The following is a 25475-nucleotide window of genomic DNA, read 5'->3' as shown; positions in this document are numbered from 1 at the left end:
TTAGCCATGCCGATTCAGGTTCTACCGCCACAGTTGGCGAACCAGATTGCCGCAGGCGAGGTGGTAGAACGGCCTGCGTCAGTGGTGAAGGAGCTGGTGGAAAACAGTATTGATGCTGGTGCGACGCGCATTGATATTGATATTGAGCGCGGCGGCGCGAAGCTTATCCGTATTCGTGACAACGGCTGCGGGATTAAAAAAGACGAGCTGGCGCTGGCGCTGGCGCGTCATGCCACCAGTAAAATTTCCTCGCTTGACGATCTCGAAGCCATCGTGAGCCTCGGGTTTCGCGGCGAAGCGCTGGCCAGTATCAGCTCCGTTTCTCGTTTAACCCTGACGTCGCGTACGCAAGAACAACCTGAAGCCTGGCAAGCCTATGCCGAAGGGCGCGACATGGATGTGACGGTTAAACCCGCTGCGCATCCGGTGGGAACCACGCTGGAGGTGTTAGATCTGTTCTACAACACTCCGGCGCGGCGCAAGTTTATGCGCACCGAGAAAACTGAATTTAATCATATCGACGAAATAATCCGCCGCATTGCGCTGGCACGTTTTGATGTGACGATTAATTTGTCGCACAACGGCAAAGTGGTGCGTCAGTACCGGGCAGTGGCCGCGGATGGGCAGCAGGAGCGCCGACTGGGCGCGATTTGCGGCACGCCGTTTCTGGAACATGCGCTGGCGATTGAATGGCAGCATGGCGATTTAACGCTGCGCGGTTGGGTGGCCGATCCTAACCACACGACGACGGCGCTGGCGGAAATCCAGTACTGCTATGTGAATGGCCGGATGATGCGCGACCGGTTGATCAACCATGCTATTCGTCAGGCCTGTGAAGATAAGCTGGGAGCCGATCAGCAGCCCGCTTTTGTGTTGTATCTGGAAATCGACCCGCATCAGGTGGATGTTAACGTACATCCCGCCAAACATGAGGTCCGTTTTCATCAGTCCCGCCTGGTGCATGATTTTATTTACCAGGGCGTGTTGAGCGTCCTGCAACAGCAGCTTGAAACGCCGCTGCCGTTGGCTGATGACGACGAGCCCGCCCCAAGGCACATCCCGGAAAACCGCGTCGCGGCCGGGCGTAACCATTTTGCCGAACCGGCCCCGGCGCGTGAACCTGCGACGCCGCGTTACTCAGCATCTGCTGGCGCTGGCAGTAGTGGTGGCCGTCAGACGGGGGCCAGCTGGCCTCATGCCCAACCTGGATATCAAAAGCAGCAGGGTGAGATTTATCAGCAACTGCTACAGACGCCGGTTCCGCCGCGTAAAACGCCGGTTTCTGAAACGCCATCAGCACCTCTGACCGGCAACAGTCAGGGCTTTGGGCGGGTACTAACCATTGTCGGTACGGACTGCGCATTACTCGAATGCGATGGTCATATTCGGTTGCTGGCATTGCCGGTGGCGGAACGTTGGCTACGTCAGGCGCAGTTAACGCCGGACCAGGGCGTCGTATGCGCTCAGCCGTTACTGATCCCTTTACGTCTAAAAGTGACCGCTGATGAAAAAGCGGCGCTGCAAAAAGGGCAGAGCCAACTGGCTGAGTTGGGTATTGAATTTCAACTGGATGCGCAGCATGTGACCATCCGGGCGGTGCCTTTACCCTTACGCCAACAAAATTTACAAATCTTGATTCCTGAACTGATAGGCTACCTGGCGCAGCAGTCCGAATTCGAACCGGGCAATATTGCACAGTGGATTGCACGTAATCTGATTAGCGAGCATCCGCAGTGGAGCATGGCTCAGGCGATTACGCTGTTAGCGGATGTTGAGCGGCTTTGCCCACAACTCGTGAAGGCGCCGCCGGGTGGTTTGTTACAACCTGTTGATTTACATTCGGTAATGAATGCCCTGAAACATGAGTGATACCCGTAAGGCGAGCCTGCCAAAGGCGATTTTTTTGATGGGGCCGACGGCCTCCGGTAAAACGGCACTGGCAATTGAATTGCGTAAAGTTTTGCCTGTAGAGTTGATAAGCGTTGATTCCGCCCTTATTTACAAGGGGATGGATATCGGTACAGCCAAGCCTGATGCAGATGAATTACAGGCCGCGCCGCACCGGTTGCTGGATATCCGCGATCCGTCCCAGGCTTACTCTGCTGCGGATTTTCGCCGCGATGCGTTAGCCGAGATGGCCGATATCACCGCCGCGGGGCGTATTCCGCTGCTGGTGGGCGGCACAATGTTATATTTCAAAGCCTTGCTTGAAGGGCTGTCGCCGTTACCGTCGGCAGATCCGGAAGTCAGGGCCAGAATTGAGCAGCAGGCGGCAGAGCATGGGTGGGACGCGTTACACCGACAGCTTCAGGAAATAGATCCGGTGGCTGCGGCGCGTATTCATCCAAATGATCCGCAAAGACTTTCCCGGGCACTGGAAGTTTTTTTCATTTCGGGTAAAACTTTAACGGAGCTGACGCAAACGTCAGGAGATGCTTTGCCGTATCAGGTGCATCAGTTTGCTATCGCCCCGGCGAGCCGTGAACTGCTCCATCAGCGAATTGAGCAGCGTTTTCATCAGATGTTGGCTTCAGGTTTTGAAGCAGAAGTCCGGGCGCTATTTGCCCGTGGAGATTTGCATACGGATTTGCCTTCCATTCGTTGTGTAGGGTATCGCCAGATGTGGTCATACATTGAAGGCGAAATTTCATACGATGAAATGGTTTATAGAGGTGTTTGCGCCACGAGGCAGTTGGCGAAGCGACAGGTAACCTGGTTGCGTGGTTGGGAAGGGGTGCACTGGCTTGACAGTGAAAAGCCTGACCAGGCGCGAAACGAAGTATTACAGGTTGTTGGTGCTATCGCGAACTGAATGTGTACAATTGAAACGTATCGTGCGCAATTTTTCAGAATCGAAAGGTTCAAAGTACAAATAAGCATATAAGGAAAAGAGAGAATGGCTAAGGGGCAATCTTTACAAGATCCGTTCCTGAACGCACTGCGTCGGGAACGTGTTCCAGTTTCTATTTATTTGGTGAATGGTATTAAGCTGCAAGGTCAAATCGAGTCTTTTGATCAGTTCGTGATCCTGTTGAAAAACACGGTCAGCCAGATGGTTTATAAGCACGCGATTTCTACTGTTGTCCCGTCTCGCCCGGTTTCTCATCACAGCAATAATGCCACCGGCGGCACTGGCAGCAACTACCATCACGGTAGCAACGCGCAAGGTTCATCTGCGCAACAGGACAGCGAAGAAACCGAATAAGGTTGTTAGCTGTTTTACACACGGGGAGCCAGCGATCCTGCGTTCCCCGTTGATATATATTAAGGGGTTGACGCTTGTTTGACCGTTATGATGCCGGTGAGCAGGCGGTACTGGTACACATCTATTTTTCGCAAGACAAAGATATGGAAGACCTCCAGGAGTTTGAATCTCTGGTTTCTTCCGCCGGTGTCGAAGCAATGCAGGTGATTACCGGGAGCCGTAAAGCACCGCACCCGAAGTATTTTGTTGGTGAAGGTAAGGCAATCGAAATTGCGGAAGCCGTAAAAGCGACTGGCGCTGCGGTGGTGATTTTTGATCATGCTCTAAGCCCCGCCCAGGAACGTAACCTGGAACAGTTGTGCCAGTGTCTTGTTATCGACAGGACAGGTCTTATTTTAGATATTTTTGCCCAGCGTGCGCGCACCCATGAGGGTAAGTTGCAGGTTGAGCTGGCGCAGTTGCGCCATATGGCTACTCGTCTGGTCCGTGGCTGGACCCACCTTGAAAGGCAAAAGGGCGGGATTGGTTTGCGCGGTCCGGGTGAAACCCAGCTCGAAACCGACCGTCGTTTGCTGCGTAATCGCATTTTGCAAATACAGTCGCGCCTGGAAAAAGTTGAAAAGCAACGTGAGCAGGGGCGACAGTCGCGCAAGAAAGCGGATGTCCCAACCGTATCACTGGTGGGATATACCAACGCCGGAAAATCCACCCTGTTCAACCAGATCACCGAAGCCCGGGTTTACGCAGCGGATCAACTGTTTGCGACCCTGGACCCAACGCTGCGCCGTATAGACGTAGCGGACGTCGGTGAAACCGTGCTGGCGGATACCGTAGGGTTTATCCGTCATTTGCCGCACGACCTGGTGGCGGCGTTTAAAGCCACCCTGCAGGAAACGCGTCAGGCGACATTGCTGCTGCATGTTATTGATGCTGCAGATTTTCGTGTGCAGGAAAACATCGAGGCCGTCGACACGGTGCTCGAAGAGATCGATGCGCATGAGATCCCGACTCTGCTGGTGATGAATAAAATCGATATGCTGGATGATTTTGAACCGCGTATCGACAGAGATGAAGAGAATAAACCCATTCGCGTTTGGGTTTCAGCGCAAACGGGAATAGGTATACCACAGCTTTTTCAGGCTTTGACTGAGCGACTTTCCGGTGAGGTGGCGCAGCATACGTTGCGTTTGCCGCCGCAGGAAGGGCGTCTGAGAAGCCGGTTTTACCAACTTCAGGCAATAGAAAGAGAGTGGATGGAGGAGGACGGCAGCGTGGGTCTGCAGGTTCGTATGCCGATCGTAGACTGGCGTCGCCTCTGTAAACAAGAACCGGCACTGGAAGACTATATTGTCTGACCTGACGGATATGGCCTGAAGATTTTTTCGCCTCTATACCTTGTGGGTTTTGTGCAGCATGAAGGTGGCAAGTCCTGAAATCTTCAGGAGCATAGTCAACTATGTGACTGAGATTAAAGGGCGTAGCCAACGCATCGGCAGCGCAAAATACGCAGGTATAGCATCGCATAACAAATATGGAGCACAAAAATGGCGTGGAATCAGCCCGGTAATAACGGACAAGACCGCGACCCGTGGGGAAGCAGCAAACCTGGCGGCAACCCTGAGGGAAATGGAAACAAAGGTGGTCGCGATCAGGGACCTCCCGATCTGGATGATATCTTCCGCAAACTGAGTAAAAAGCTCGGTGGCCTGGGTGGCGGTAAAGGTGCTGGTTCTGGCGGCGGTAGCTCATCGCAAGGCCCTCGTCCGCAATTGGGTGGTCGAGTCTTTACTATCGCAGCGGCAGCTATCGTCATTATCTGGGCGGCCAGCGGTTTCTACACCATTAAAGAAGCGGAACGCGGCGTGGTGACACGCTTCGGTAAATTCAGCCATTTGGTTGAACCGGGTCTGAACTGGAAACCGACCTTTGTCGACGAAGTGACGCCGGTCAACGTGGAAGCCGTGCGTGAACTTGCCGCATCCGGCGTGATGCTGACCTCTGACGAAAACGTCGTACGCGTTGAAATGAACGTGCAGTACCGCGTGACCGATCCGCAGCGTTACCTGTTTAGCGTAACCAGCGCGGATGACAGTCTGCGTCAGGCAACCGACAGCGCCCTGCGTGGGGTTATCGGTAAATACACCATGGACCGTATCCTGACAGAAGGGCGTACCGTTATTCGTAGCGATACCCAGCGTGAACTGGAAGAAACGATCCGTCCGTACAACATGGGTATCACCCTGCTGGACGTCAACTTCCAGGCAGCACGTCCGCCGGAAGAAGTAAAAGCCGCGTTTGACGATGCCATTGCAGCACGTGAAAACGAGCAGCAGTACATCCGTGAAGCAGAAGCGTACACCAACGAAGTTCAGCCACGTGCTAACGGTCAGGCGCAGCGTATTCTGGAAGAAGCGCGTGCTTACAAAACGCGAACCATCCTGGAAGCACAGGGTGAAGTGGCTCGTTTCGCAAAAATTCTGCCGGAATATAAAGCCGCACCGCAAATTACTCGCGAGCGTCTGTATATCGAAACCATGGAAAAAGTGCTGAGCAATACCCGCAAAGTCCTGGTTAACGATAAGGGCAGCAATCTGATGGTTCTGCCGCTGGATCAAATGCTGAAAGGCGGTAGTGCGCCAGCAGCAAAGAGTGACAGCAGTTCAAACCTGCTGCGTCTGCCGCCAGCAACGACGTCCGGCACTGGAGCAAGCAATACCTCGTCCACCAGTCAGGGCGATATTATGGACCAACGCCGCGCGAACGCGCAGCGTAACGACTACCAGCGTCAGGGGGAATAACGATGCGTAAGTCAGTTATTGCGATTATCATCATCGTTCTGGTAGTTCTGTTCATGTCTGTCTTTGTGGTCAAAGAAGGCGAGCGCGGGATTACTCTGCGCTTTGGTAAAGTTCTGCGTGACGATGAAAACAAGCCGCTGGTTGTTGCACCAGGCCTGCACTTCAAGATTCCGTTTATTGAATCTGTGAAGATGCTGGATGCGCGTATTCAGACCATGGACAACCAGGCCGATCGCTTTGTTACCAAAGAGAAGAAAGACCTGATCGTTGACTCCTACATTAAGTGGCGCATCAGTGACTTTAGCCGTTACTACCTGGCAACGGGCGGTGGCGATGTTTCTCAGGCAGAAGTCCTGCTGAAACGTAAGTTCTCTGACCGTCTGCGTTCTGAAATTGGTCGTCTGGACGTGAAAGACATCGTTACCGATTCCCGCGGTCGTCTGACGCTGGAAGTTCGTGATGCGCTGAACTCCGGTTCTGCTGGCACGGAAGATGAAGTCGCGACACCGGCGGCAGATAGCGCGATTGCCGAAGCGGCTGAGCGTGTTCAGGCTGAAACAAACGGTAAAGTACCGGTCATCAACCCGAACAGTATGGCGGCATTGGGCATCGAAGTGGTTGACGTGCGTATCAAGCAAATCAACCTGCCTGCTGAAGTGTCTGAGGCTATCTACAACCGTATGCGCGCTGAGCGTGAAGCGGTAGCGCGTCGCCATCGTTCACAAGGTCAGGAAGAAGCGGAAAAACTGCGTGCCACGGCGGATTATGAAGTGACTAAAACGCTGGCAGAATCTGAGCGTCAGGGCCGCATCATGCGCGGTGAAGGCGATGCAGAAGCCGCTAAACTGTTTGCCGATGCGTTCAGCCAGGATCCTGACTTCTACGCCTTCATCCGTAGCCTGCGTGCTTACGAGAAGAGCTTTGAAGGCAACCAGGACGTGATGATCATGAGCCCGGACAGCGATTTCTTCCGCTACATGAAGACACCGAGCGCTACGACACGCTAGTAAAGTTCCAGCGGTTTTAAACCAGCAAAACCACCGGTATCCCCAGGGATGCGGTGGTTTTCTTTTTATAAAAGGACGATGGATGAATTCAACAATTTTGCTGGCGCTCGCGCTGGTTTTGGTGCTGGAAGGCCTGGGCCCTATGCTTTATCCCCGCGCGTGGAAGAAAATGATTTCCGCAATGGCGCAACTTCCCGAAAATACTTTGCGTCGTTTTGGTGGAGGTCTTGTGGTTGCGGGCGTTGTGGTCTACTACATGTTGAGGAAAACGATTGGCTGATCAATAAGTAGCCTATTTTGCGGATTTTCGCATGCAAAAAGTGCTGTATATCTGAAAAAGCGGTGGTAGAATCCATTTTTAAGCAAACGGTGATTTTGAAAAATGGGTAACAACGTCGTCGTACTGGGCACCCAATGGGGTGACGAAGGTAAAGGGAAGATCGTCGATCTTCTGACTGAACGGGCTAAATATGTTGTGCGCTACCAGGGTGGTCACAACGCAGGCCATACTCTCGTAATCAACGGTGAAAAAACCGTCCTCCATCTTATTCCATCAGGTATTCTTCGCGAGAATGTCATCAGCATCATCGGTAACGGTGTTGTACTGTCACCGTCCGCGCTGATGAAAGAAATGAAAGGACTGGAAGATCGTGGCATCCCGGTTCGCGAGCGCCTGCTGTTGTCTGAAGCTTGTCCGCTGATCCTTGATTATCACGTTGCGTTGGATAATGCTCGTGAGAAAGCGCGTGGCGAGAAAGCGATCGGTACTACCGGTCGTGGCATCGGTCCGGCTTATGAAGACAAAGTAGCTCGTCGCGGTCTGCGCGTTGGCGATCTGTTTGATAAAGCAACCTTCGCTGAAAAACTGAAAGAAGTGATGGAATATCACAACTTCCAGCTGGTGAATTTCTATAAAGTTGAAGCAGTTGACTACCAGAAAGTGCTGGATGATGTGATGGCGATTGCCGACATCCTGACCTCTATGGTTGTTGATGTTTCCGATCTGCTGGACCAGGCGCGTAAGCGTGGCGATTTCGTCATGTTCGAAGGCGCACAGGGTACCCTGCTGGATATCGACCACGGTACCTATCCGTACGTAACGTCTTCCAACACCACCGCAGGTGGCGTGGCTACCGGCTCCGGCCTGGGTCCACGTTATGTGGATTACGTTCTGGGTATCATCAAAGCTTACTCTACACGTGTAGGCGCGGGTCCGTTCCCGACTGAGCTGTTTGATGACGTTGGCGAGTTCCTGTGCAAACAAGGTAACGAGTATGGCGCGACCACCGGTCGTCGTCGTCGCACCGGTTGGCTGGACTCCGTTGCGGTACGCCGTGCAGTACAGATTAACTCCCTGTCTGGCTTCTGCCTGACCAAACTGGACGTACTGGACGGTTTGAAAGAGGTGAAAATCTGTGTCGCTTATCGTATGCCGGATGGCCGTGAAGTAACGACTACCCCGCTGGCTGCAGACGACTGGAAAGGTATCGAGCCGATCTACGAAACCATGCCGGGCTGGTCTGAATCCACCTTCGGTGTGAAGGAACGTAGCGGTCTGCCGCAGGCAGCACTGAACTACATCAAGCGTATTGAAGAACTGACCGGTGTGCCGATTGATATTATCTCAACTGGCCCAGACCGTACTGAGACCATGATCCTGCGCGACCCGTTCGACGCATAATTATGGTTATAGCGTGGCGTCGAATGGCGCTGCGCTTGCACTATCTTAGGCCGGATGAGGCGCTTTGCATCATAATCCGGCTTAAAATCACGTAAGTTCCTCGCTTTTTTCCTTCCTGAACTGAAATAAATTAGCGACCTGGCTGGTGGCTGGTTTATCATCAATGTAATTAATACCACCAGGTTTATCCGTTTTATCCCTTTTCCTGAGGTTGATGTGCAGTTAACAAGTTTCACCGATTACGGATTACGTGCGCTAATCTACATGGCGTCACTTCCCGAAGGACGTATGACCAGTATTTCTGAGGTGACAGAAGTCTACGGCGTGTCCCGTAATCATATGGTCAAAATAATCAATCAACTTAGCCGTGCGGGCTTCGTTACTGCTATTCGAGGAAAAAATGGCGGTATCCGCCTGGGTAAACCAGCTAAGGATATTGGTATTGGTGATGTGGTTCGCGAGCTGGAACCACTATCGTTGGTCAATTGTAGCAGCGAGTTTTGCCACATTACCCCAGCCTGTCGACTTAAACAGGCGCTTTCTAAGGCAGTGCAAAGTTTTCTCACGGAACTGGACAACTACACACTTGCTGATTTGGTTGAAGAGAATCAACCGCTTTATAAATTATTGCTGGTGGAGTGACGAAAATCTTCATCAGAGCTGACAATGGAGGAACCTCGATGTCACAAGATCCTTTCCAGGAACGCGAAGCAGAAAAATACGCGAATCCTATCCCGAGCCGGGAATTTATCCTCGAACATTTAACTAAACGTGAAAAACCGGCCAACCGCGATGAGCTGGCCGCTGAACTCAACATTGAAGGTGAAGAGCAGCAAGAAGCGCTGCGTCGCCGCCTGCGCGCCATGGAGCGTGACGGGCAACTGGTCTTCACTCGTCGTCAGTGCTATGCGCTGCCGGAGCGTCTTGACCTGCTGAAAGGTACCGTTATTGGCCACCGTGATGGCTACGGCTTTCTGCGCGTTGAAGGCCGCAAAGATGACCTGTACCTGTCCAGCGAGCAGATGAAAACCTGCATTCATGGCGATCAGGTGTTGGCACAGCCGCTGGGCGCGGACCGTAAAGGTCGTCGCGAAGCGCGTATTGTGCGCGTACTGGTGCCGAAAACCAGCCAGATTGTCGGTCGCTACTTCACCGACGCTGGCGTTGGGTTTGTCGTCCCTGACGACAGCCGCCTGAGCTTTGATATCCTGATCCCGCCGGAAGAGGTGATGGGTGCTCGTATGGGCTTTGTGGTCGTGGTTGAGCTGACCCAGCGTCCGACGCGTCGCACTAAAGCGGTGGGTAAAATTGTTGAAGTCCTGGGCGACAACATGGGAACCAGCATGGCCGTTGATATGGCGCTGCGTACTCATGAAATCCCGTATATCTGGCCTCAGGCGGTCGAAAAACAGGTCGCCGGACTGAAAGAAGAAGTGCCGGAAGAAGCGAAAGCCGGACGTGTCGATCTGCGCTCCCTGCCGCTGGTCACTATCGATGGCGAAGATGCGCGTGACTTCGATGATGCGGTTTACTGCGAGAAGAAGCGCGGCGGCGGCTGGCGTTTATGGGTGGCGATTGCTGACGTAAGCTATTACGTTCGCCCGCCGACTCCGCTGGACCAGGAAGCGCGCAGCCGTGGCACATCCGTCTACTTCCCATCGCAGGTTGTTCCGATGCTACCGGAAGTGCTGTCTAACGGATTGTGTTCGCTCAACCCGCAGGTGGACAGGCTGTGTATGGTCTGTGAAATGACCATTTCGTCGAAAGGCCGCTTAACAGGCTTTAAATTCTACGAAGCGGTTATGAGCTCCCATGCGCGTCTGACCTACACCAAGGTCTGGCACATGCTGCAGGGCGATCAGGAACTGCGTGAGCAGTACGCGCCGTTGGTTAAACACATTGAAGAGCTGCATAACCTCTACAAAGTGCTGGATAAAGCGCGTGAAGAGCGTGGCGGTATCTCGTTTGAAAGTGAAGAAGCGAAGTTTATCTTCAATGCTGAACGCCGTATTGAGCGTATTGAGCAGACGCAGCGTAATGACGCGCACAAACTGATTGAAGAGTGCATGATCATGGCGAACATCTCAGCGGCGCGATTCGTTGAGAAAGCCAAAGAGCCGGCACTGTTCCGCATTCACGATAAGCCGACGACCGAAGCGATTAATTCGTTCCGTTCGGTGTTGGCGGAGCTGGGGCTGGAGCTGCCCGGCGGTAATAAACCCGAGCCGCGTGATTACGCTGAACTGCTGGAGTCGATTGCTGACCGTCCTGACGCAGAAATGCTGCAAACTATGCTGCTGCGTTCAATGAAGCAGGCGATTTACGATCCGGAAAACCGCGGTCACTTTGGTCTTGCGTTGCAGTCTTATGCACACTTTACCTCGCCGATCCGTCGTTACCCGGATCTCTCCTTGCACCGAGCGATTAAGTATCTGCTGGCGCAGGAGCAGGGCCATAAAGGCAACACCACGGAAACGGGTGGCTACCATTATTCGATGGAAGAGATGCTGCAGCTGGGTCAACACTGTTCGATGGCCGAGCGCCGTGCTGACGAAGCCACACGCGACGTCTCTGACTGGCTGAAGTGCGACTTCATGCTGGATCAGGTAGGTAATGTCTTCAAAGGCGTGATCGCCAGCGTGACCGGGTTTGGTTTCTTCGTCCGTCTTGATGAGCTGTTTATCGACGGTCTGGTGCATGTCTCCTCCCTGGATAACGACTACTATCGTTTTGACCAGGTTGGGCAGCGTCTGACGGGAGAATCCAGCGGTCAAATGTATCGCCTGGGCGATCGCGTGGAAGTTCGCGTGGAAGCGGTCAACATGGACGAGCGTAAAATCGACTTCAGTTTGATCTCCAGCGAACGTGCACCGCGCAATGAAGGTAAAACCGCGCGTGAAAAAGCGAAAAAAGGCGATGCGGGTAAAAATACCGGTAAGCGTCGTCAGATGGGCAAAAAAGTAAATTTCGAGCCGGATAGCGCTTTCCGCGGCGAGAAGAAAGGCAGAGCCAAACCTCAGGCGGATAAAAAAACGGCTGAGAAGAAAGGCGATAAAAAAGCGAAAAAACCATCGGCAAAAACGCTTAAAATCGCTGCCGCCACCAAAGCTAAACGCGCGACGAAAAAGAAAGTCGCGCAATAACAGCCATAAACAGTAAGTCGGGCAACCTCGCGTTGCCCGCGTTACGCATAAACTATTAACGAGTACATTCATGAGTGAAATGATTTACGGCATCCATGCGGTGCAGGCTCTGCTGGAACGTGCGCCTGAGCGCTTCCAGGACGTCTTTATTCTCAAAGGTCGTGAAGATAAACGCCTGCTGCCGCTGATCCACGCACTGGAAGCACAGGGTGTTGTCATTCAGCTGGCTAACCGCCAGTTCCTGGATGAGAAAAGCGAGGGTGCGGTACATCAGGGAATTATTGCTCGCGTGAAGCCGGGTCGTCAGTATCAGGAAAACGATCTGCCGGATCTGATTGCTACGCTCGATCAGCCGTTCTTTTTGATCCTCGATGGTGTTACCGATCCGCATAACCTGGGGGCATGCCTGCGTAGCGCCGATGCTGCTGGCGTCCATGCTGTTATCGTACCGAAGGATCGTTCTGCGCAGTTGAATGCAACGGCGAAAAAAGTGGCCTGCGGTGCGGCAGAAAGCGTACCGCTGATCCGTGTGACCAACCTGGCGCGCACTATGCGTATGCTGCAGGAAGAGAATATCTGGATCGTCGGAACCGCAGGTGAAGCTGACCATACTCTCTACCAGAGCAAAATGACCGGACGTCTGGCGCTGGTGATGGGCGCAGAGGGTGAAGGTATGCGTCGTTTGACCCGCGAACACTGTGACGAACTGATCAGCATCCCGATGGCTGGGAGCGTTTCGTCGCTGAACGTTTCAGTTGCGACGGGCATCTGCTTGTTTGAGGCTGTACGCCAGCGCGGCTAAACTATCTCCCTCATTTCTCTCTTCTCTCAAGCCATCCTTCGGGATGGCTTTTTTGTGACCGTTGTCCCATGCGTGCAGCCCTCTGCCTGACCATACTTAAGGTGACGGCCATTGACGGAGGGAGACACAATGCACTGGCAAACGCATACCGTTTTTAACCAACCTGTACCGCTCAATAACAGCAACTTATATCTGTCCGATGGCGCGCTGTGTGAAGCGGTTATCCGTGAAGGCGCTGGCTGGGACAGCGATCTTCTCGCCAGTATTGGTCAGCAGCTAGGGACTGCCGAGTCGCTCGAGCTTGGCCGTCTGGCCAATGCTTTTCCACCCGAGTTGTTGCGCTACGACTCGCAGGGTCAGCGGCTGGATGATGTGCGTTTTCATCCTGCCTGGCATTTACTGATGCAGGGATTGTGCGCCAATCGCGTACATAATCTGGCCTGGGAAGAAGACGCGAGGCAGGGAACATTTGTCGCCCGGGCGGCCCGTTTCATGCTGCATGCGCAGGTGGAAGCGGGCACGTTGTGTCCGGTTACCATGACTTTTGCCGCCACGCCGTTGTTACTTCAGATGTTACCTACCCCCTTTCACGACTGGTTTACGCCGCTGCTAAGCGACCGTTATGACTCGCATTTACTGCCCGGAGGGCAAAAGCGTGGTTTATTGATCGGCATGGGAATGACCGAGAAGCAGGGGGGGTCAGATGTGCTGAGCAATACCACTCAGGCAGAACGTCTTACAGACGGCTCGTATCGACTGGTGGGACATAAGTGGTTTTTCTCCGTGCCGCAAAGCGATGCCCATTTGGTACTGGCCCAGGCAAAGGGAGGCTTATCCTGCTTTTTTGTACCGCGATTTTTACCCGACGGGCAGCGTAATGCTATCCGTCTGGAGCGGCTGAAAGATAAGTTAGGCAATCGCTCCAACGCCAGCTGCGAGGTTGAATTCCACGATGCGATTGGCTGGCTATTGGGTGAAGAAGGGGAAGGTATACGTCATATCCTGAAAATGGGCGGGATGACGCGTTTTGACTGTGCGCTCGGCAGTCATGGCATGATGCGACGTGCTTTTTCCATCGCGATTTACCATGCGCACCAGCGACAGGTTTTTGGCAAACCATTGATCGAACAACCGATGATGCGCCAGGTATTAGGTCGGATGGCGCTCCAACTGGAAGGTCAGACGGCGTTACTGTTCCGACTGGCACGGGCCTGGGACCGTCGCGCTGATGCCAAAGAATCTCTGTGGGCCAGGTTGTTCACGCCAGCAGCGAAATTCTCTGTTTGCAAGGCCGGTATGCCGTTTGTTGCAGAGGCGATGGAAGTGCTCGGCGGGATTGGCTACTGCGAGGAGAGTGAATTGCCGCGCCTGTATCGTGAGATGCCGGTAAACAGTATCTGGGAGGGCTCTGGCAACATTATGTGCCTCGATGTATTGCGGGTGCTGACAAAACAACCCGGCATATACGATATGCTCAGCGAAGCCTTTGCTGAGGTAAAAGGGCAAGACCGACATTACGATCGAATGGTACGTCAACTACAGCAGCGTTTACGTAAACCCAGTGAGGAGTTGGGACGGGAGATTACACAGCAGCTTTTCCTGCTCGGTTGCGGGGCGCAGATGTTGCGCTATGCCTCTCCGCCAGTGGCGCAGGCCTGGTGTCAAATGATGCTCGATACGCGTGGTGGACTACGATTGTCCGAACAGGTGCTGAACGACTTGCTTCTGCGGGCAACGGGGGGATTACGGTAATAATATGCCTGATGGCGACGCTGGCGCGCCTTATCATGCCTACATTCAATGTAGGCCGGATAAGTTTACGCCATCCGGCAATCTGTTAAGCATAGAGTATGGCCTGTACGCGCCAGTTGTCGGGCTGCTGGTCTTCGTACATCTGAATGATCCGATACCATGAGGCACCCTGTTCATCCGCTTTTAACGCGACTACTCGTTCTACATCCTGCGGATTCCCTGCAATGTTACTGACAGATATCAGGCCAATTTCGTTCAGGCCTGTAACACAGTCAGCACTGGCGAACTCGGCAGACTGCGCCGTAGTACCTACCAGTCCGGCAGAAAGCAGCAGTGAGGATAAGGCAAGTGATTGTTTCATCGTCAGCTCCATTATTCGTACCCCTACACACGGCAGGGCATTCCATCGCGATCATAAACCTCAAGCTTCCTGCTGTTGGTTTATTGTGCACAGGTAAACGCATAGCGGCGCAAAGCAATGTAAAGCTGACTAAATTCCAACCCAATGTTATTTACGATACAAAATAGCCTGTGAATACCATTGGCCTGTCACGATGGTTTCATCCACTAATAAAACCACGTAGTAATCAGCTTTAGCCGCGACGGCTTTGTCACGGATCTCTGCCAGCGCATCATCCGGAGAGCCTCTTACCAGCGCGCTGACCGTTCCTATTCGCTGTAACCCATTACTCTGGTCACGGCGGATCTCCTGCGGGTGGTCGGCAACGGGCGGTGCGGGTTGCGGCGTTCCCTGTAGCACGCTACAGGCGCTTAAAAGCATCACCAGCAATAAAGAGGCAAACCGACGCATAACTCTATCTCGTTTCCTGATAGCCATAGTGTAGTGCCTTATCAATTTCCCTTTAGGGGAATGTTCCCGAAGTGTTATCTCTCACGCGATTTTCGAATGAAAATGTTGCGAAAGCGTAACCCAGTTCTCAACATTATGAATCATTGCCGAACACATTCGCTTGCGTTAAGTATTGCTGCATGGCATACCAGAAAAAAAGAGGCGACAAATGATCGAAATTGAAACACGACAGTTGGCTGGTATCCCTGTCCTGCACGCCGTTCCGGCTGGTAAACGCGAGTGTTCACTCCCTTGCATTATTTTCTATCACGGGTTTACATCTTCAAGTCTGGTCTATAGCTATTTTGCCGTTGCTCTGGCTCAGGCCGGATTCCGGGTTGTCATGCCAGATGCGCCCGACCATGGTGCCCGCTTCAACGGTGATGCTCAGGAGCGAATGTTCCGCTTCTGGCATATATTGCAGCAAAACATGCAGGAGTTTACGACGTTACGTGCGGCGCTGGTGGCGGAAAATTGGCTATCAGATGAAAGACTTGCTGTTGCGGGGGCGTCGATGGGAGGCATGACGGCGTTGGGCATTATGGCCCGCCATCCCGAGGTTAAATGTGTAGCCAGCCTGATGGGTTCGGGCTATTTTACCCGTCTTGCACAGACGCTTTTTCCCCCTTTACGGGTCCAGACGCCAGAGCAGCAGGCAGAGTTCGATGCCATTATCGCACCGCTCGCCGAATGGGACGTTACGCATCAGCTACAACGCCTGGCCGACAGACCGTTGCTGTTGTGGCATGGACAGGAGGACGATGTGGTGCCCGCGGTTGAAACCTTCCGCTTACAGCAGGCGCTGATTCAGGCAGGGCTGGATAACAATTTAACCTGCCTGTGGGAAGCGGGCGTACGCCACCGCATCACGCCAGAGGCGCTGGCAGCGACGGTAACGTTTTTTCGCCAGCACCTTTAAACGCGCACGATGCTTACGCCCTGAGCTTCAAGTTGTTGCAGAATCTCAGGGTTAGCATTTTTGCCGGTAATGAGCATATCGATTTGATCGGCGCGACTGAACAGCATCCCCGCGCGTTCACCGACCTTACTGCTATCGACCAGCACCACCAGTTTACCCACTACGTTAAGCATCTTCTGCTCAGCCATCGCGGTTAGCATATCGGTTTTATACAGTCCGTCCGCGGTCAACCCTTTACCGCTGGTAAACATCCAGTGTCCGGCATACAGGCTATTTTCGCTGCCTTGCGGACTAAGCGTGATGGACTGGCTTTTGTTGTATTGCCCTCCCATGATGATCACGCTGTCATGCTCCTGGTCGATCAGATAGTTCGCCAGCGGCAGATAATTGGTGATGATCTGCACCGGCTTGCCGCACATTTCACGACCAAGCAGGAAGGCGGTTGATCCGCAGTTGATCACCACGCTTTCACCCGCATTTACAAGCTGGGATGCTGCCTTGGCAATACGAACTTTTTCATCGTGGTTCTGCGCCTGATGCAGATTCATAGGTGTCCAGCGCGGACGTTGCTGGGTGATGGCTTCTGCGCCATTGCGGACTTTCTTGAGTTTGCCGCTTTCGTCGAGTTTATTGATGTCCCGGCGTGCTGTGGCTGGTGAAATCCCCAGACGCTCAATCACGTTCTCAACGGTAACAAAGCCCAACTGCGCCAGCATATCCAGCAATATTTGATGTCTTTGTGCTTCAGTCATGAGCTATTCCGATACAAATTGATTTGAAAAGATGATATTTGAAATAGCCTGGAAATACTAAAGTAAATGGGAAAAAATGCCGGAATAGACCGGCATTTTGTAGGGGTCACAAGAAGGATTTAAACGGCAGATCCGGTTCAATCGTGAAGCAGTCATCAAAGCCGCGCGGATAGTGATATTCAAAGTTATCTTTGTCCAACGGCCAGGTGAACTTACCGCCCACCTGCCAGATAAACGGCTTAAAGCCATACTTCAGTCGATCTTTTTTCATCTCCCACAGTACGCGGATCTCCTGAGGGTCGGCCTGGAAGTTTGACCAGATGTCATGATGGAAAGGGATCACCACTTTCGTATTCAACGCTTCCGCCATGCGCAGCATGTCGGAGCTGGTCATTTTGTCCGTAATCCCGCGCGGATTCTCACCATAGGAGCCGAGCGCAACGTCGATCTGGTGCTCGTTGCCATGCTTTGCGTAGTAGTTAGAGTAGTGCGAGTCTCCGCTGTGGTACAGCGTACCGCCCGGTGTTTTGAACAGGTAGTTTACCGCACGTGCATCCATACCATCCGGCAGCACACCTGCCGCTTTTTGATCGGCAGGCAGCGTGATTAATGCCGTACGATCAAACGCGTCAAGCGCATGAATTTCAATATCTTTCACTTTCACCACATCGCCTGGTTTTACCACGATGCAGCGCTCTTTTGGCACACCCCAACCCATCCACAGATCCACACAGGTTTGCGGCCCGATAAATGGCACGTCATCGGCGCAGTTTTGCATGACGGCGGCCGCGACATTCACGTCGATGTGATCGTTATGATCGTGTGTCGCCAGCACCGCATCGATCTGTCGAATTGCAAACGGATCAAGAACAAACGGCGTGGTGCGCAGGTTTGGCTGCAGTTTCTTCACCCCAGCCATGCGTTGCATCTGGTGGCCGGTTTTCATTAGCGGGTTACCGTGACTCTGTTTACCCGTTCCGCACCAGAAATCGACGCAAATGTTCGTCCCGCCTTCCGACTTCAGCCAGATGCCGGTACAGCCAAGCCACCACATAGCGAATGTGTCCGGGGCGACCTGCTCCTGTTCGATCTCTTCATTCAGCCAACTTCCCCACTCCGGGAATGTGCTCAGGATCCATGATTCACGCGTGATGCTTTTTACTTTACTCATCGCATTTACCTTCATATTTATTCAGATTAAGTCAATTTATGATTTGTTTTGATTGATATTGACATCATTTTTTCAAGAAGGCAATGCGTTGATTTTTGGTGTTCAGCGGGGAAATGTGAGCAAATCACAGCGTGACAGGATGGTTTACTTGAGTGTTTGTTTTGTATTTTATTGTTTTAATAGAGTTTATTTTGGAAGTGATTAATTAGAAGTAAAGCCACTCTGCAAGTGTGTGAATTATTTGCGTACTGCATCACATTTAATCAAATTCAATCTTGTTGTGATTACTTTTGAAAATTAGAGTGAGGGCACAACATCCTGGGCATCTGTAATGAATGTTCAGCAACTTCGTCTACTGGAGATCGTTATGGAGATCCTCTACAACATCTTTACCGTCTTTTTTAATCAGGTTATGACCAACGCGCCCTTGCTGTTGGGTATTGTGACCTGTCTTGGTTACATCCTGCTGCGTAAAAGCGTCAGCGTTATTATCAAAGGCACGATCAAAACGATTATCGGTTTTATGTTGCTGCAAGCGGGATCGGGCATTCTGACCAGCACGTTTAAACCGGTGGTGGCGAAGATGTCCGAAGTTTACGGTATCAATGGTGCGATTTCCGATACCTATGCCTCCATGATGGCAACCATCGAACGTATGGGCGATGCCTATAGTTGGGTGGGTTATGCTGTGCTGTTGGCGCTGGCGCTGAATATTTGTTACGTACTGCTACGGCGTATTACCGGCATTCGCACCATCATGCTGACCGGCCACATTATGTTCCAGCAGGCGGGCCTGATTGCCGTCTCTTTCTACATCTTTGGTTACCCGATGTGGACCACCATCATCTGCACCGCGGTGCTGGTGTCGCTCTACTGGGGCATTACTTCCAATATGATGTACAAGCCGACGCAGGAAGTGACCGACGGCTGCGGTTTCTCCATCGGTCACCAGCAGCAGTTCGCTTCATGGATTGCCTACAAAGTCGCGCCTTATCTGGGTAAGAAAGAGGAGAGTGTTGAAGATCTGAAGCTGCCGGGCTGGCTGAATATCTTCCATGACAACATCGTTTCTACCGCGATTGTTATGACCCTCTTCTTCGGCGCGATCCTGCTCTCTTTCGGCATTGATGTGGTTCAGGCGATGGCGGGTAAAACTCACTGGACGGTCTATATCCTGCAGACCGGTTTTTCGTTTGCCGTCGCTATTTTCATCATCACTCAGGGCGTACGTATGTTCGTGGCTGAGCTTTCAGAAGCGTTCAACGGTATCTCTCAACGTCTGATCCCGGGTGCTGTGCTGGCTATCGACTGCGCGGCGATTTATAGCTTTGCGCCCAACGCGGTGGTCTGGGGCTTTATGTGGGGCACCATCGGCCAACTGATTGCGGTGGGCGTCCTGGTGGGTTGTGGCTCTTCTATTCTGATTATCCCTGGCTTTATTCCGATGTTCTTCTCGAACGCGACTATCGGCGTGTTTGCTAACCACTTTGGCGGCTGGCGCGCAGCACTCAAGATTTGCCTGGTGATGGGGATGATCGAAATCTTCGGCTGCGTCTGGGCGGTGAAGCTCACCGGGATGAGCGCCTGGATGGGCATGGCGGACTGGTCAATTCTGGCGCCGCCGATGATGCAGGGCTTTGCCACCATCGGCATCGTGTTTATGGCCGTCATTATTCTGATTGCACTGGCTTATATGTTTTTCGCAGGACGCACCTTGCGCGCTGAGGAAGACGCAGAAAAACAACTGGCAGAACACTCTGCTTAATAAGGAGTTCCGATTATGACCGTACGTATTTTGGCTGTATGTGGCAATGGGCAGGGGAGTTCCATGATCATGAAGATGAAGGTGGATCAGTTTTTAACCCAGTCAAATATTGACCATACGGTAAACAGTTGCGCAGTAGGTGAATACAAAAGTGAACTGAGCGGCGCGGATATCATCATCGCTTCTACCCATATCGCCGGTGAGATTACCGTATCGGGCAATAAATATGTTGTTGGCGTACGCAACATGCTGTCTCCCGCCGATTTTGGACCAAAACTGCTGGAAGTGATCAACGCGCATTTCCCTCAGGACGTGAAGTAAGGAGGCGGCCTATGAAATTACGTGATTCGCTGGCAGACAATGACGCCATCCTTTTACAGGCCGAGGCCAGTTCCTGGCAGGAAGCGGTAAAGCTGAGCGTGGATCTGCTGGTTAAGGCTGATGTGGTTGAACCACGCTACTACCAGGCCATCCTCGACGGAGTCGAACAGTTCGGCCCGTATTTCGTGATTGCGCCCGGCCTGGCGATGCCGCACGGCCGTCCGGAGGAAGGGGTCAAGAAAACCGGTTTTGCGCTGGTGACGCTGAAAACACCGCTGGTGTTTAACCACGAAGATAACGACCCGGTCGACATCCTGATCACCATGGCGGCAGTAGACGCCAACACACATCAGGAAGTCGGCATCATGCAGATCGTGAATCTCTTTGACGATGAAGCCAATTTCGACCGTTTACGCGCCTGCCGCACCGCGCAGGAAGTGCTGGATTTAATTGATAACGCCACTGCGGCGGCTGTTTAAAAGGATACCAAAATGTCATTACCTATGTTGCAGGTTGCGCTGGATAACCAATCAATGTCTTCCGCCTATGAAACGACGCGTCTGATTGCCGAAGAGGTCGATATCATTGAGGTGGGCACGATTCTTTGCGTGGCAGAGGGGGTGCGCGCCGTACGCGATCTGAAGGCGCTTTATCCGCATAAAATTGTGCTGGCGGATGCCAAAATCGCCGACGCGGGTAAAATCCTCTCGCGCATGTGTTTCGAAGCCAATGCTGACTGGGTTACCGTCATCTGCTGCGCGGATATCAACACCACCAGGGGGGCGCTGGAGGTGGCGAAAGAATTTAATGGCGACGTGCAGATTGAACTGACTGGTTACTGGACCTGGGAGCAGGCGCAGGAGTGGCGTGACGCGGGCATTGGGCAAGTGGTATATCACCGCAGCCGTGACGCGCAGGCGGCGGGTGTGGCATGGGGAGAGGCAGATATTAGCGCCATCAAACGCCTTTCTGATATGGGCTTTAAGGTCACCGTCACCGGCGGCCTGGCGCTGGAGGATCTGCCGCTGTTCCGGGGGATCCCTATCCACGTCTTTATTGCCGGACGCAGCATTCGCGATGCTGCCTCTCCGGTAGACGCTGCGCGTCAGTTCAAACGTTCCATCGCCCAACTGTGGGGATAAGGAGCGACTATGTTGTCGAAACAGGTCCCGCTCGGTATCTATGAAAAAGCGCTCCCCGGCGGGGAGTGCTGGCTGGAACGCTTGCAGCTGGCGAAGGAACTGGGCTTTGATTTTGTTGAAATATCGGTTGATGAAACCGACGATCGCCTGGCTCGTCTTGACTGGCGCCGCGAGCAGCGACTGGCGCTGGTGGCCGCTATCGCTGAGACAGGGATACGCGTACCGTCCATGTGCCTGAGCGCTCATCGTCGTTTCCCGCTTGGCAGTGAAGATGATGCGGTGCGCGAACAGGGGCTGGAGATCATGCGTAAAGCCATTCAGTTTGCGCAGGATATCGGTATTCGCGTTATTCAACTGGCGGGTTACGACGTCTATTACCAGCAGGCCAATAACGAAACGCGTCGTCGGTTTCGCGATGGGCTGAAAGAGAGCGTGGAGATGGCGAGCCGCGCGCAGGTGACGCTGGCGATGGAAATCATGGATTATCCGCTGATGAATTCGATCAGCAAGGCACTGGGTTATGCCCACTATCTCAACAATCCGTGGTTCCAGCTGTATCCCGATATTGGCAATTTGTCGGCGTGGGATAACGACGTGCAGATGGAGCTGCAGGCTGGGATGGGTCATATCGTTGCCGTACACGTGAAGGATACCAAACCTGGTGTATTCAAAAATGTGCCGTTTGGTGAAGGGGTTGTTGAGTTCGAACGTTGTTTTGCGACGCTCAAACAGAGTGGGTACTGCGGACCATACCTGATTGAGATGTGGAGTGAAACGTCGGACGACCCGGCACGTGAAGTCGCGAAGGCGCGCGACTGGGTGAAGGCGCGAATGGCCAGCGCAGGTCTGGTGGAGGCGGTGTAATGCAAAAACTTAAACAGCAGGTTTTTGAGGCCAATATGGATTTGCCGCGCTACGGGCTGGTGACGTTCACCTGGGGGAACGTCAGCGCCATTGACCGCGAGCGCGGGCTGGTGGTGATTAAGCCTAGCGGCGTCGACTACCAAACGATGCAGGTAGATGACATGGTGGTTGTGGATCTGGCCGGCAACGTAGTGGAAGGGCGCTATCGTCCTTCTTCTGATACCGCCACCCATCTGGTGCTGTATCGCCGCTATTCTTCTCTCGGCGGCGTGGTGCACACCCACTCAACCCACGCGACGGCATGGGCGCAGGCGGGTCTGGCAATTCCCTCGTTCGGCACGACGCATGCGGATTACTTCTTTGGCGATATTCCCTGCACCAGGGCGTTAACTGAAGCTGAAGTTCAGGGCGAGTATGAGCTAAATACCGGCAAGGTGATTGTCGAAACGCTGGGGGAGGTGGAACCTTTGCATACGCCTGGCGTAGTGGTGTACCAGCATGGCCCGTTTGCCTGGGGCAAGGATGCTCACGACGCGGTACATAACGCCGTGGTAATGGAGGAAGTGGCAAAAATGGCATGGATTGCGCGTGGTATTAATCCGGCTCTTAGCCCCATCGACAGCTATCTGATGAATAAGCATTTCATGCGTAAGCACGGCCCAGACGCCTATTACGGACAGAAGTAACGACTAAGTCCTGGAGCCCAATCATTCAGGGGATGTTATTGATCTGGCTGTGGGACTTTGTTGCAAAAAAAGCCCCCTGTGAAGGGGGCAAATTAAACTGCGGCAATGTTCTCGTTGGTTATTTCTGGTGCTAGCGGTAAATATCTGCACTGGCGTGCATATTTCCGTTACTACCGGGTTCCCTGGTGAGGATCACGTGGTAGTAGGTTGCGCCTTGCGCATCGGTCTCTTCATTCAGGGCCTGAGTGGCTTCACTTTCAGTGGCGAAGTTATGATTTATGTAAATGACGCCTAAGCTCTGCACATCATCCATATTCCTGGCCTGATGATTGTCAATTTTGATGGCTGCCGTTGCATTTGCACTAAGCAAAAGCATAGCCAGAAGGGTCAAAACACGGGCTCGCATATGTACCTCCTCGACTGCGGTCTCTGGTTGCCTCTCTCCTGTGAGTGATTAGCTTCTGATGTAATTTTAACCGTTACCGGCGCAGTCGATAGCGACCATTTCTGATGCAGTTGTTCAAAAAATTACCGCATGACCATCTTTTCTTTTATTAACAGGCCGCTGGTGTGTACCGCGCGGTGAAAAATACCTGTCTTTCGCGCATAAGCACTTACCAAATAGTCAATTTAATCGGGTGAGTACGCCGTTTATAGTGAGCCGGATAATTAATATAACTTTATGATAATAAGGCAAAAACTTATGGATACTTCATTCATGGATTTCAGCTACTTTGTGATTATGTTTATGGTCGCGCTGGTGGCAGGCTTTATTAACGTGGTGTCGGGCGGCGGTGGTTTTCTCTCGATTGGCGCACTGTTAATTTCTGGTTTACCCCCGGCGAATGCGCTGGCAACCAATAAAATTCAGGCGCTGGGCAGCTCGCTGACCTCCGGGATTTATTTTTTACGCCGGGGGCATATCAACGTGCAGGAGCACAAGTATGTGTTTTTATCTGCCTTTATCGGTTCTGCGATGGGAACGACGCTTATCCAGTTCATTGAACCGGAACTGCTGAAGAAACTGCTCCCGATCCTGATTATCGCGGTCGCCATCTACTTTATTTTTGCGCCAAATCTCAGCGAACCGAAAAGAAAGCAGCAGGTATCCCTGTTTATCTTCTCGTTGATCGGCGGGGGATGCATTGGTTTTTATGACGGCTTTCTCGGTGCCGGGGCTGGCTCCTTTTATACCCTCAGCTATATCCTGCTGTGGGGATACAGCATCGATAAGGCGCAAATTCACTCGAATTTTATTAACCTGGCGTCCAACATCGCCTCGATATTGTTCTTCATTTTTGGCGGTAAAATGATCTGGTCGCTGGGGCTGGTGATGTTTGCCGGGCAGTCCCTCGGCGCACGTCTTGGCGCGACGGTCGTACTAACGCGCGGCAAGAAAGTTATCCGACCCATGATTGTCATTGTCTCCATTTGCATCAGCGTCAAAATGCTGCTGGATATGTATTAATGGCGACACGATAAATAATCGTACAATTACCTTGAGTTTAGTGGCAGGCGCCAGTATTATGACGCGTCAATTTTTCAGCCGACCTTTAACACGTTCCTTGCCTCCCCGGGCCTCGGCTGACCCAGACAGGAGGCTGAATAATCCGTAAGGAGCAATTCGATGCGTCATTACGAAATCGTTTTTATGGTCCATCCTGACCAGAGCGAACAGGTTCCGGGTATGATCGAACGCTACACTGCTGCCATCACTGGTGCAGAAGGCACGATCCACCGTCTGGAAGACTGGGGCCGCCGTCAGCTGGCTTACCCGATCAACAAACTGCACAAAGCTCACTACGTTCTGCTGAACGTTGAAGCGCCGCAGGAAGTGATCGATGAGCTGGAAACTACCTTCCGCTTCAACGATGCCGTTATCCGCAGCATGGTTATGCGTACTAAACACGCTGTTACCGAAGCATCTCCGATGGTTAAAGCGAAAGACGAGCGTCGTGAACGTCGCGATGATTTCGCTAACGAAACCGCAGATGATGCTGAAGCTGGGGATTCTGAAGAGTAATTTCTGATGACCAACCGTCTGGCGTTGTCCGGCACCGTGTGCAGGGCTCCCCTTCGAAAGGTCAGTCCATCAGGAATTCCTCATTGCCAGTTCGTGCTTGAGCATCGTTCTGTGCAGGAGGAAGCCGGGTTTCACCGGCAGGCGTGGTGCCAAATGCCCGTTATTATTAGCGGACACGAAAACCAGGCCATTACTCACAGTATAACGGTCGGTAGCGCAGTGACCGTTCAGGGGTTCATCTCTTGCCACAAGGCAAAGAACGGCCTGAGCAAAATGGTTCTGCATGCCGAGCAGATTGAATTGATAGATTCTGGAGACTAGCCATATGGCACGTTATTTCCGTCGTCGCAAGTTCTGCCGTTTCACCGCGGAAGGCGTTCAAGAGATCGACTATAAAGATATCGCTACGCTGAAAAACTACATCACCGAAAGCGGTAAGATTGTCCCAAGCCGTATCACCGGTACCCGTGCAAAATACCAGCGTCAGCTGGCTCGCGCTATCAAACGCGCTCGCTACCTGTCCCTGCTGCCGTACACTGATCGTCATCAGTAATCGGTCACGGTCCATTAATACGACTTTGAGAGGATAAGGTA

Annotated in this window: 28 protein-coding genes; 23 read left to right on the top strand and 5 right to left on the bottom strand. The window is 52.7% G+C overall.

Going from position 1 to position 25475, the window contains the following annotated elements:
• Positions 1-6 precede the first annotated feature (6 nt).
• From mutL to GFC06_RS02185, 12 genes are all read left to right on the top strand, one after another.
• A complete protein-coding gene (gene mutL, locus GFC06_RS02240) occupies positions 7-1869 on the top strand; it encodes a DNA mismatch repair endonuclease MutL (protein ID WP_153689801.1) in 1863 nt (620 codons plus the stop codon).
• Positions 1862-2812, top strand: coding sequence for a tRNA (adenosine(37)-N6)-dimethylallyltransferase MiaA (gene miaA, locus GFC06_RS02235; RefSeq protein ID WP_016151413.1), 951 nt, complete (start codon positions 1862-1864; stop codon positions 2810-2812). Before mutL ends, miaA begins: the two co-directional genes overlap by 8 nt.
• A gap of 84 nt (positions 2813-2896) precedes the next feature.
• Positions 2897-3205 carry an RNA chaperone Hfq gene (hfq, locus tag GFC06_RS02230; protein WP_003025584.1) on the top strand — a complete coding sequence of 103 codons (309 nt, stop codon included), beginning with the start codon at positions 2897-2899 and terminating at the stop codon, positions 3203-3205.
• Positions 3206-3279: 74 nt separating this feature from the next.
• The gene (gene hflX, locus GFC06_RS02225; protein ID WP_016151415.1) at positions 3280-4560 is read left to right on the top strand and encodes a ribosome rescue GTPase HflX; all 1281 of its coding nucleotides are present in this window, start codon (positions 3280-3282) and stop codon (positions 4558-4560) included.
• 189 nt (positions 4561-4749) lie between these two features.
• Positions 4750-6003: an FtsH protease activity modulator HflK gene (gene hflK, locus GFC06_RS02220; protein ID WP_016151416.1), complete on the top strand. Its 1254-nt coding sequence runs from the start codon at positions 4750-4752 to the stop codon at positions 6001-6003.
• A gap of 2 nt (positions 6004-6005) precedes the next feature.
• The gene (gene hflC, locus GFC06_RS02215) at positions 6006-7010 is read left to right on the top strand and encodes a protease modulator HflC (protein WP_049282118.1); all 1005 of its coding nucleotides are present in this window, start codon (positions 6006-6008) and stop codon (positions 7008-7010) included.
• Positions 7011-7092: 82 nt separating this feature from the next.
• Complete coding sequence (locus GFC06_RS02210) at positions 7093-7290, top strand: DUF2065 domain-containing protein (protein WP_019078201.1); 198 nt, start codon at positions 7093-7095, stop codon at positions 7288-7290.
• A 102-nt stretch (positions 7291-7392) separates the two neighbouring features.
• Positions 7393-8691: an adenylosuccinate synthase gene (gene purA, locus GFC06_RS02205; RefSeq protein ID WP_003025606.1), complete on the top strand. Its 1299-nt coding sequence runs from the start codon at positions 7393-7395 to the stop codon at positions 8689-8691.
• Positions 8692-8907: 216 nt separating this feature from the next.
• Positions 8908-9333, top strand: a complete 426-nt coding sequence (nsrR, locus tag GFC06_RS02200) for a nitric oxide-sensing transcriptional repressor NsrR (RefSeq protein ID WP_003025609.1) — start codon at positions 8908-8910, stop codon at positions 9331-9333.
• A 38-nt stretch (positions 9334-9371) separates the two neighbouring features.
• On the top strand, positions 9372-11834 hold the full coding sequence (gene rnr / locus GFC06_RS02195) for a ribonuclease R (RefSeq protein WP_016151418.1): 2463 nt from the start codon (positions 9372-9374) through the stop codon (positions 11832-11834).
• Positions 11835-11904: 70 nt separating this feature from the next.
• The gene (rlmB, locus tag GFC06_RS02190; protein WP_003830482.1) at positions 11905-12636 is read left to right on the top strand and encodes a 23S rRNA (guanosine(2251)-2'-O)-methyltransferase RlmB; all 732 of its coding nucleotides are present in this window, start codon (positions 11905-11907) and stop codon (positions 12634-12636) included.
• A 129-nt stretch (positions 12637-12765) separates the two neighbouring features.
• Positions 12766-14388 carry an isovaleryl-CoA dehydrogenase gene (locus tag GFC06_RS02185; protein ID WP_153689800.1) on the top strand — a complete coding sequence of 541 codons (1623 nt, stop codon included), beginning with the start codon at positions 12766-12768 and terminating at the stop codon, positions 14386-14388.
• Between the two features lie 85 nt (positions 14389-14473).
• Here GFC06_RS02185 and yjfN read toward each other — a convergent pair whose 3' ends face one another.
• Together yjfN and bsmA are read right to left on the bottom strand one after the other, a co-directional pair.
• Entirely contained in the window at positions 14474-14749 is a 276-nt protein-coding gene (yjfN, locus tag GFC06_RS02180) for a DUF1471 family protease activator YjfN (protein ID WP_016151420.1), read from the bottom strand.
• Between the two features lie 147 nt (positions 14750-14896).
• Positions 14897-15226: a biofilm peroxide resistance protein BsmA gene (bsmA, locus tag GFC06_RS02175; RefSeq protein WP_029139740.1), complete on the bottom strand. Its 330-nt coding sequence runs from the start codon at positions 15224-15226 to the stop codon at positions 14897-14899.
• Positions 15227-15407: 181 nt separating this feature from the next.
• Between bsmA and yjfP the strand changes: the two genes are divergently transcribed.
• A complete protein-coding gene (gene yjfP, locus GFC06_RS02170) occupies positions 15408-16157 on the top strand; it encodes an esterase (RefSeq protein ID WP_016151422.1) in 750 nt (249 codons plus the stop codon).
• Here yjfP and ulaR read toward each other — a convergent pair.
• Both ulaR and ulaG read right to left on the bottom strand, forming a co-directional pair.
• The gene (gene ulaR, locus GFC06_RS02165; RefSeq protein WP_016151423.1) at positions 16154-16909 is read right to left on the bottom strand and encodes an HTH-type transcriptional regulator UlaR; all 756 of its coding nucleotides are present in this window, start codon (positions 16907-16909) and stop codon (positions 16154-16156) included. The two genes, yjfP and ulaR, sit on opposite strands and share 4 nt — an antisense overlap.
• Positions 16910-17015: 106 nt before the next feature.
• On the bottom strand, positions 17016-18080 hold the full coding sequence (ulaG, locus tag GFC06_RS02160; RefSeq protein WP_153689799.1) for an L-ascorbate 6-phosphate lactonase: 1065 nt from the start codon (positions 18078-18080) through the stop codon (positions 17016-17018).
• Between the two features lie 367 nt (positions 18081-18447).
• Between ulaG and ulaA the strand changes: the two genes are divergently transcribed.
• The 6 genes from ulaA to GFC06_RS02130 are packed head-to-tail and all read left to right on the top strand — an operon-like array spanning position 18448 to position 22858.
• Positions 18448-19845 carry a PTS ascorbate transporter subunit IIC gene (gene ulaA / locus GFC06_RS02155; protein ID WP_153690721.1) on the top strand — a complete coding sequence of 466 codons (1398 nt, stop codon included), beginning with the start codon at positions 18448-18450 and terminating at the stop codon, positions 19843-19845.
• A 15-nt stretch (positions 19846-19860) separates the two neighbouring features.
• Positions 19861-20166 carry a PTS ascorbate transporter subunit IIB gene (gene ulaB, locus GFC06_RS02150; RefSeq protein ID WP_016151426.1) on the top strand — a complete coding sequence of 102 codons (306 nt, stop codon included), beginning with the start codon at positions 19861-19863 and terminating at the stop codon, positions 20164-20166.
• An 11-nt stretch (positions 20167-20177) separates the two neighbouring features.
• Positions 20178-20645: a PTS ascorbate transporter subunit IIA gene (gene ulaC, locus GFC06_RS02145; protein ID WP_109017781.1), complete on the top strand. Its 468-nt coding sequence runs from the start codon at positions 20178-20180 to the stop codon at positions 20643-20645.
• Between the two features lie 12 nt (positions 20646-20657).
• Entirely contained in the window at positions 20658-21308 is a 651-nt protein-coding gene (ulaD, locus tag GFC06_RS02140) for a 3-keto-L-gulonate-6-phosphate decarboxylase UlaD (RefSeq protein WP_153689798.1), read from the top strand.
• Positions 21309-21317: 9 nt separating this feature from the next.
• Entirely contained in the window at positions 21318-22172 is an 855-nt protein-coding gene (locus GFC06_RS02135; RefSeq protein ID WP_016151429.1) for an L-ribulose-5-phosphate 3-epimerase, read from the top strand.
• Complete coding sequence (locus GFC06_RS02130) at positions 22172-22858, top strand: L-ribulose-5-phosphate 4-epimerase (protein ID WP_153689797.1); 687 nt, start codon at positions 22172-22174, stop codon at positions 22856-22858. Before GFC06_RS02135 ends, GFC06_RS02130 begins: the two co-directional genes overlap by 1 nt.
• 130 nt (positions 22859-22988) lie before the next feature.
• Here GFC06_RS02130 and yjfY read toward each other — a convergent pair whose 3' ends face one another.
• Positions 22989-23264: a DUF1471 family protein YjfY gene (gene yjfY, locus GFC06_RS02125; protein WP_016155520.1), complete on the bottom strand. Its 276-nt coding sequence runs from the start codon at positions 23262-23264 to the stop codon at positions 22989-22991.
• Positions 23265-23561: 297 nt separating this feature from the next.
• Here yjfY and GFC06_RS02120 point away from each other — a divergent pair, with 297 nt between their 5' ends.
• The 4 genes from GFC06_RS02120 (at position 23562) to rpsR (ending at position 25434) form a co-directional block, all read left to right on the top strand.
• A complete protein-coding gene (locus GFC06_RS02120; RefSeq protein ID WP_065554880.1) occupies positions 23562-24326 on the top strand; it encodes a TSUP family transporter in 765 nt (254 codons plus the stop codon).
• A gap of 159 nt (positions 24327-24485) precedes the next feature.
• Positions 24486-24881, top strand: a complete 396-nt coding sequence (gene rpsF / locus GFC06_RS02115) for a 30S ribosomal protein S6 (protein WP_016151433.1) — start codon at positions 24486-24488, stop codon at positions 24879-24881.
• A 6-nt stretch (positions 24882-24887) separates the two neighbouring features.
• Positions 24888-25202, top strand: a complete 315-nt coding sequence (priB, locus tag GFC06_RS02110) for a primosomal replication protein N (protein ID WP_003025674.1) — start codon at positions 24888-24890, stop codon at positions 25200-25202.
• 4 nt (positions 25203-25206) lie between these two features.
• Entirely contained in the window at positions 25207-25434 is a 228-nt protein-coding gene (gene rpsR / locus GFC06_RS02105; RefSeq protein WP_000135199.1) for a 30S ribosomal protein S18, read from the top strand.
• The last annotated feature ends 41 nt before the right edge of the window (positions 25435-25475 follow it).

This window comes from Citrobacter braakii (assembly GCF_009648935.1).
Taxonomy (GTDB): Bacteria; Pseudomonadota; Gammaproteobacteria; order Enterobacterales; family Enterobacteriaceae; genus Citrobacter; species Citrobacter braakii.
This window is presented reverse-complemented; position numbering and strand designations above follow the sequence as displayed.

Coding starts and splice junctions, on each gene's coding strand:
- mutL (WP_153689801.1), top strand. CDS start 7: ATGCCGATTCAGGTTCTACCGCCACAGTTGGCGAACCAGATTGCCGCA.
- miaA (WP_016151413.1), top strand. CDS start 1,862: ATGAGTGATACCCGTAAGGCGAGCCTGCCAAAGGCGATTTTTTTGATG.
- hfq (WP_003025584.1), top strand. CDS start 2,897: ATGGCTAAGGGGCAATCTTTACAAGATCCGTTCCTGAACGCACTGCGT.
- hflK (WP_016151416.1), top strand. CDS start 4,750: ATGGCGTGGAATCAGCCCGGTAATAACGGACAAGACCGCGACCCGTGG.
- hflC (WP_049282118.1), top strand. CDS start 6,006: ATGCGTAAGTCAGTTATTGCGATTATCATCATCGTTCTGGTAGTTCTG.
- GFC06_RS02210 (WP_019078201.1), top strand. CDS start 7,093: ATGAATTCAACAATTTTGCTGGCGCTCGCGCTGGTTTTGGTGCTGGAA.
- purA (WP_003025606.1), top strand. CDS start 7,393: ATGGGTAACAACGTCGTCGTACTGGGCACCCAATGGGGTGACGAAGGT.
- rnr (WP_016151418.1), top strand. CDS start 9,372: ATGTCACAAGATCCTTTCCAGGAACGCGAAGCAGAAAAATACGCGAAT.
- rlmB (WP_003830482.1), top strand. CDS start 11,905: ATGAGTGAAATGATTTACGGCATCCATGCGGTGCAGGCTCTGCTGGAA.
- GFC06_RS02185 (WP_153689800.1), top strand. CDS start 12,766: ATGCACTGGCAAACGCATACCGTTTTTAACCAACCTGTACCGCTCAAT.
- yjfN (WP_016151420.1), bottom strand. CDS start 14,749: ATGAAACAATCACTTGCCTTATCCTCACTGCTGCTTTCTGCCGGACTG.
- bsmA (WP_029139740.1), bottom strand. CDS start 15,226: ATGGCTATCAGGAAACGAGATAGAGTTATGCGTCGGTTTGCCTCTTTA.
- yjfP (WP_016151422.1), top strand. CDS start 15,408: ATGATCGAAATTGAAACACGACAGTTGGCTGGTATCCCTGTCCTGCAC.
- ulaR (WP_016151423.1), bottom strand. CDS start 16,909: ATGACTGAAGCACAAAGACATCAAATATTGCTGGATATGCTGGCGCAG.
- ulaG (WP_153689799.1), bottom strand. CDS start 18,080: ATGAGTAAAGTAAAAAGCATCACGCGTGAATCATGGATCCTGAGCACA.
- ulaA (WP_153690721.1), top strand. CDS start 18,448: ATGGAGATCCTCTACAACATCTTTACCGTCTTTTTTAATCAGGTTATG.
- ulaB (WP_016151426.1), top strand. CDS start 19,861: ATGACCGTACGTATTTTGGCTGTATGTGGCAATGGGCAGGGGAGTTCC.
- ulaC (WP_109017781.1), top strand. CDS start 20,178: ATGAAATTACGTGATTCGCTGGCAGACAATGACGCCATCCTTTTACAG.
- ulaD (WP_153689798.1), top strand. CDS start 20,658: ATGTCATTACCTATGTTGCAGGTTGCGCTGGATAACCAATCAATGTCT.
- GFC06_RS02135 (WP_016151429.1), top strand. CDS start 21,318: ATGTTGTCGAAACAGGTCCCGCTCGGTATCTATGAAAAAGCGCTCCCC.
- GFC06_RS02130 (WP_153689797.1), top strand. CDS start 22,172: ATGCAAAAACTTAAACAGCAGGTTTTTGAGGCCAATATGGATTTGCCG.
- yjfY (WP_016155520.1), bottom strand. CDS start 23,264: ATGCGAGCCCGTGTTTTGACCCTTCTGGCTATGCTTTTGCTTAGTGCA.
- GFC06_RS02120 (WP_065554880.1), top strand. CDS start 23,562: ATGGATACTTCATTCATGGATTTCAGCTACTTTGTGATTATGTTTATG.
- rpsF (WP_016151433.1), top strand. CDS start 24,486: ATGCGTCATTACGAAATCGTTTTTATGGTCCATCCTGACCAGAGCGAA.
- priB (WP_003025674.1), top strand. CDS start 24,888: ATGACCAACCGTCTGGCGTTGTCCGGCACCGTGTGCAGGGCTCCCCTT.
- rpsR (WP_000135199.1), top strand. CDS start 25,207: ATGGCACGTTATTTCCGTCGTCGCAAGTTCTGCCGTTTCACCGCGGAA.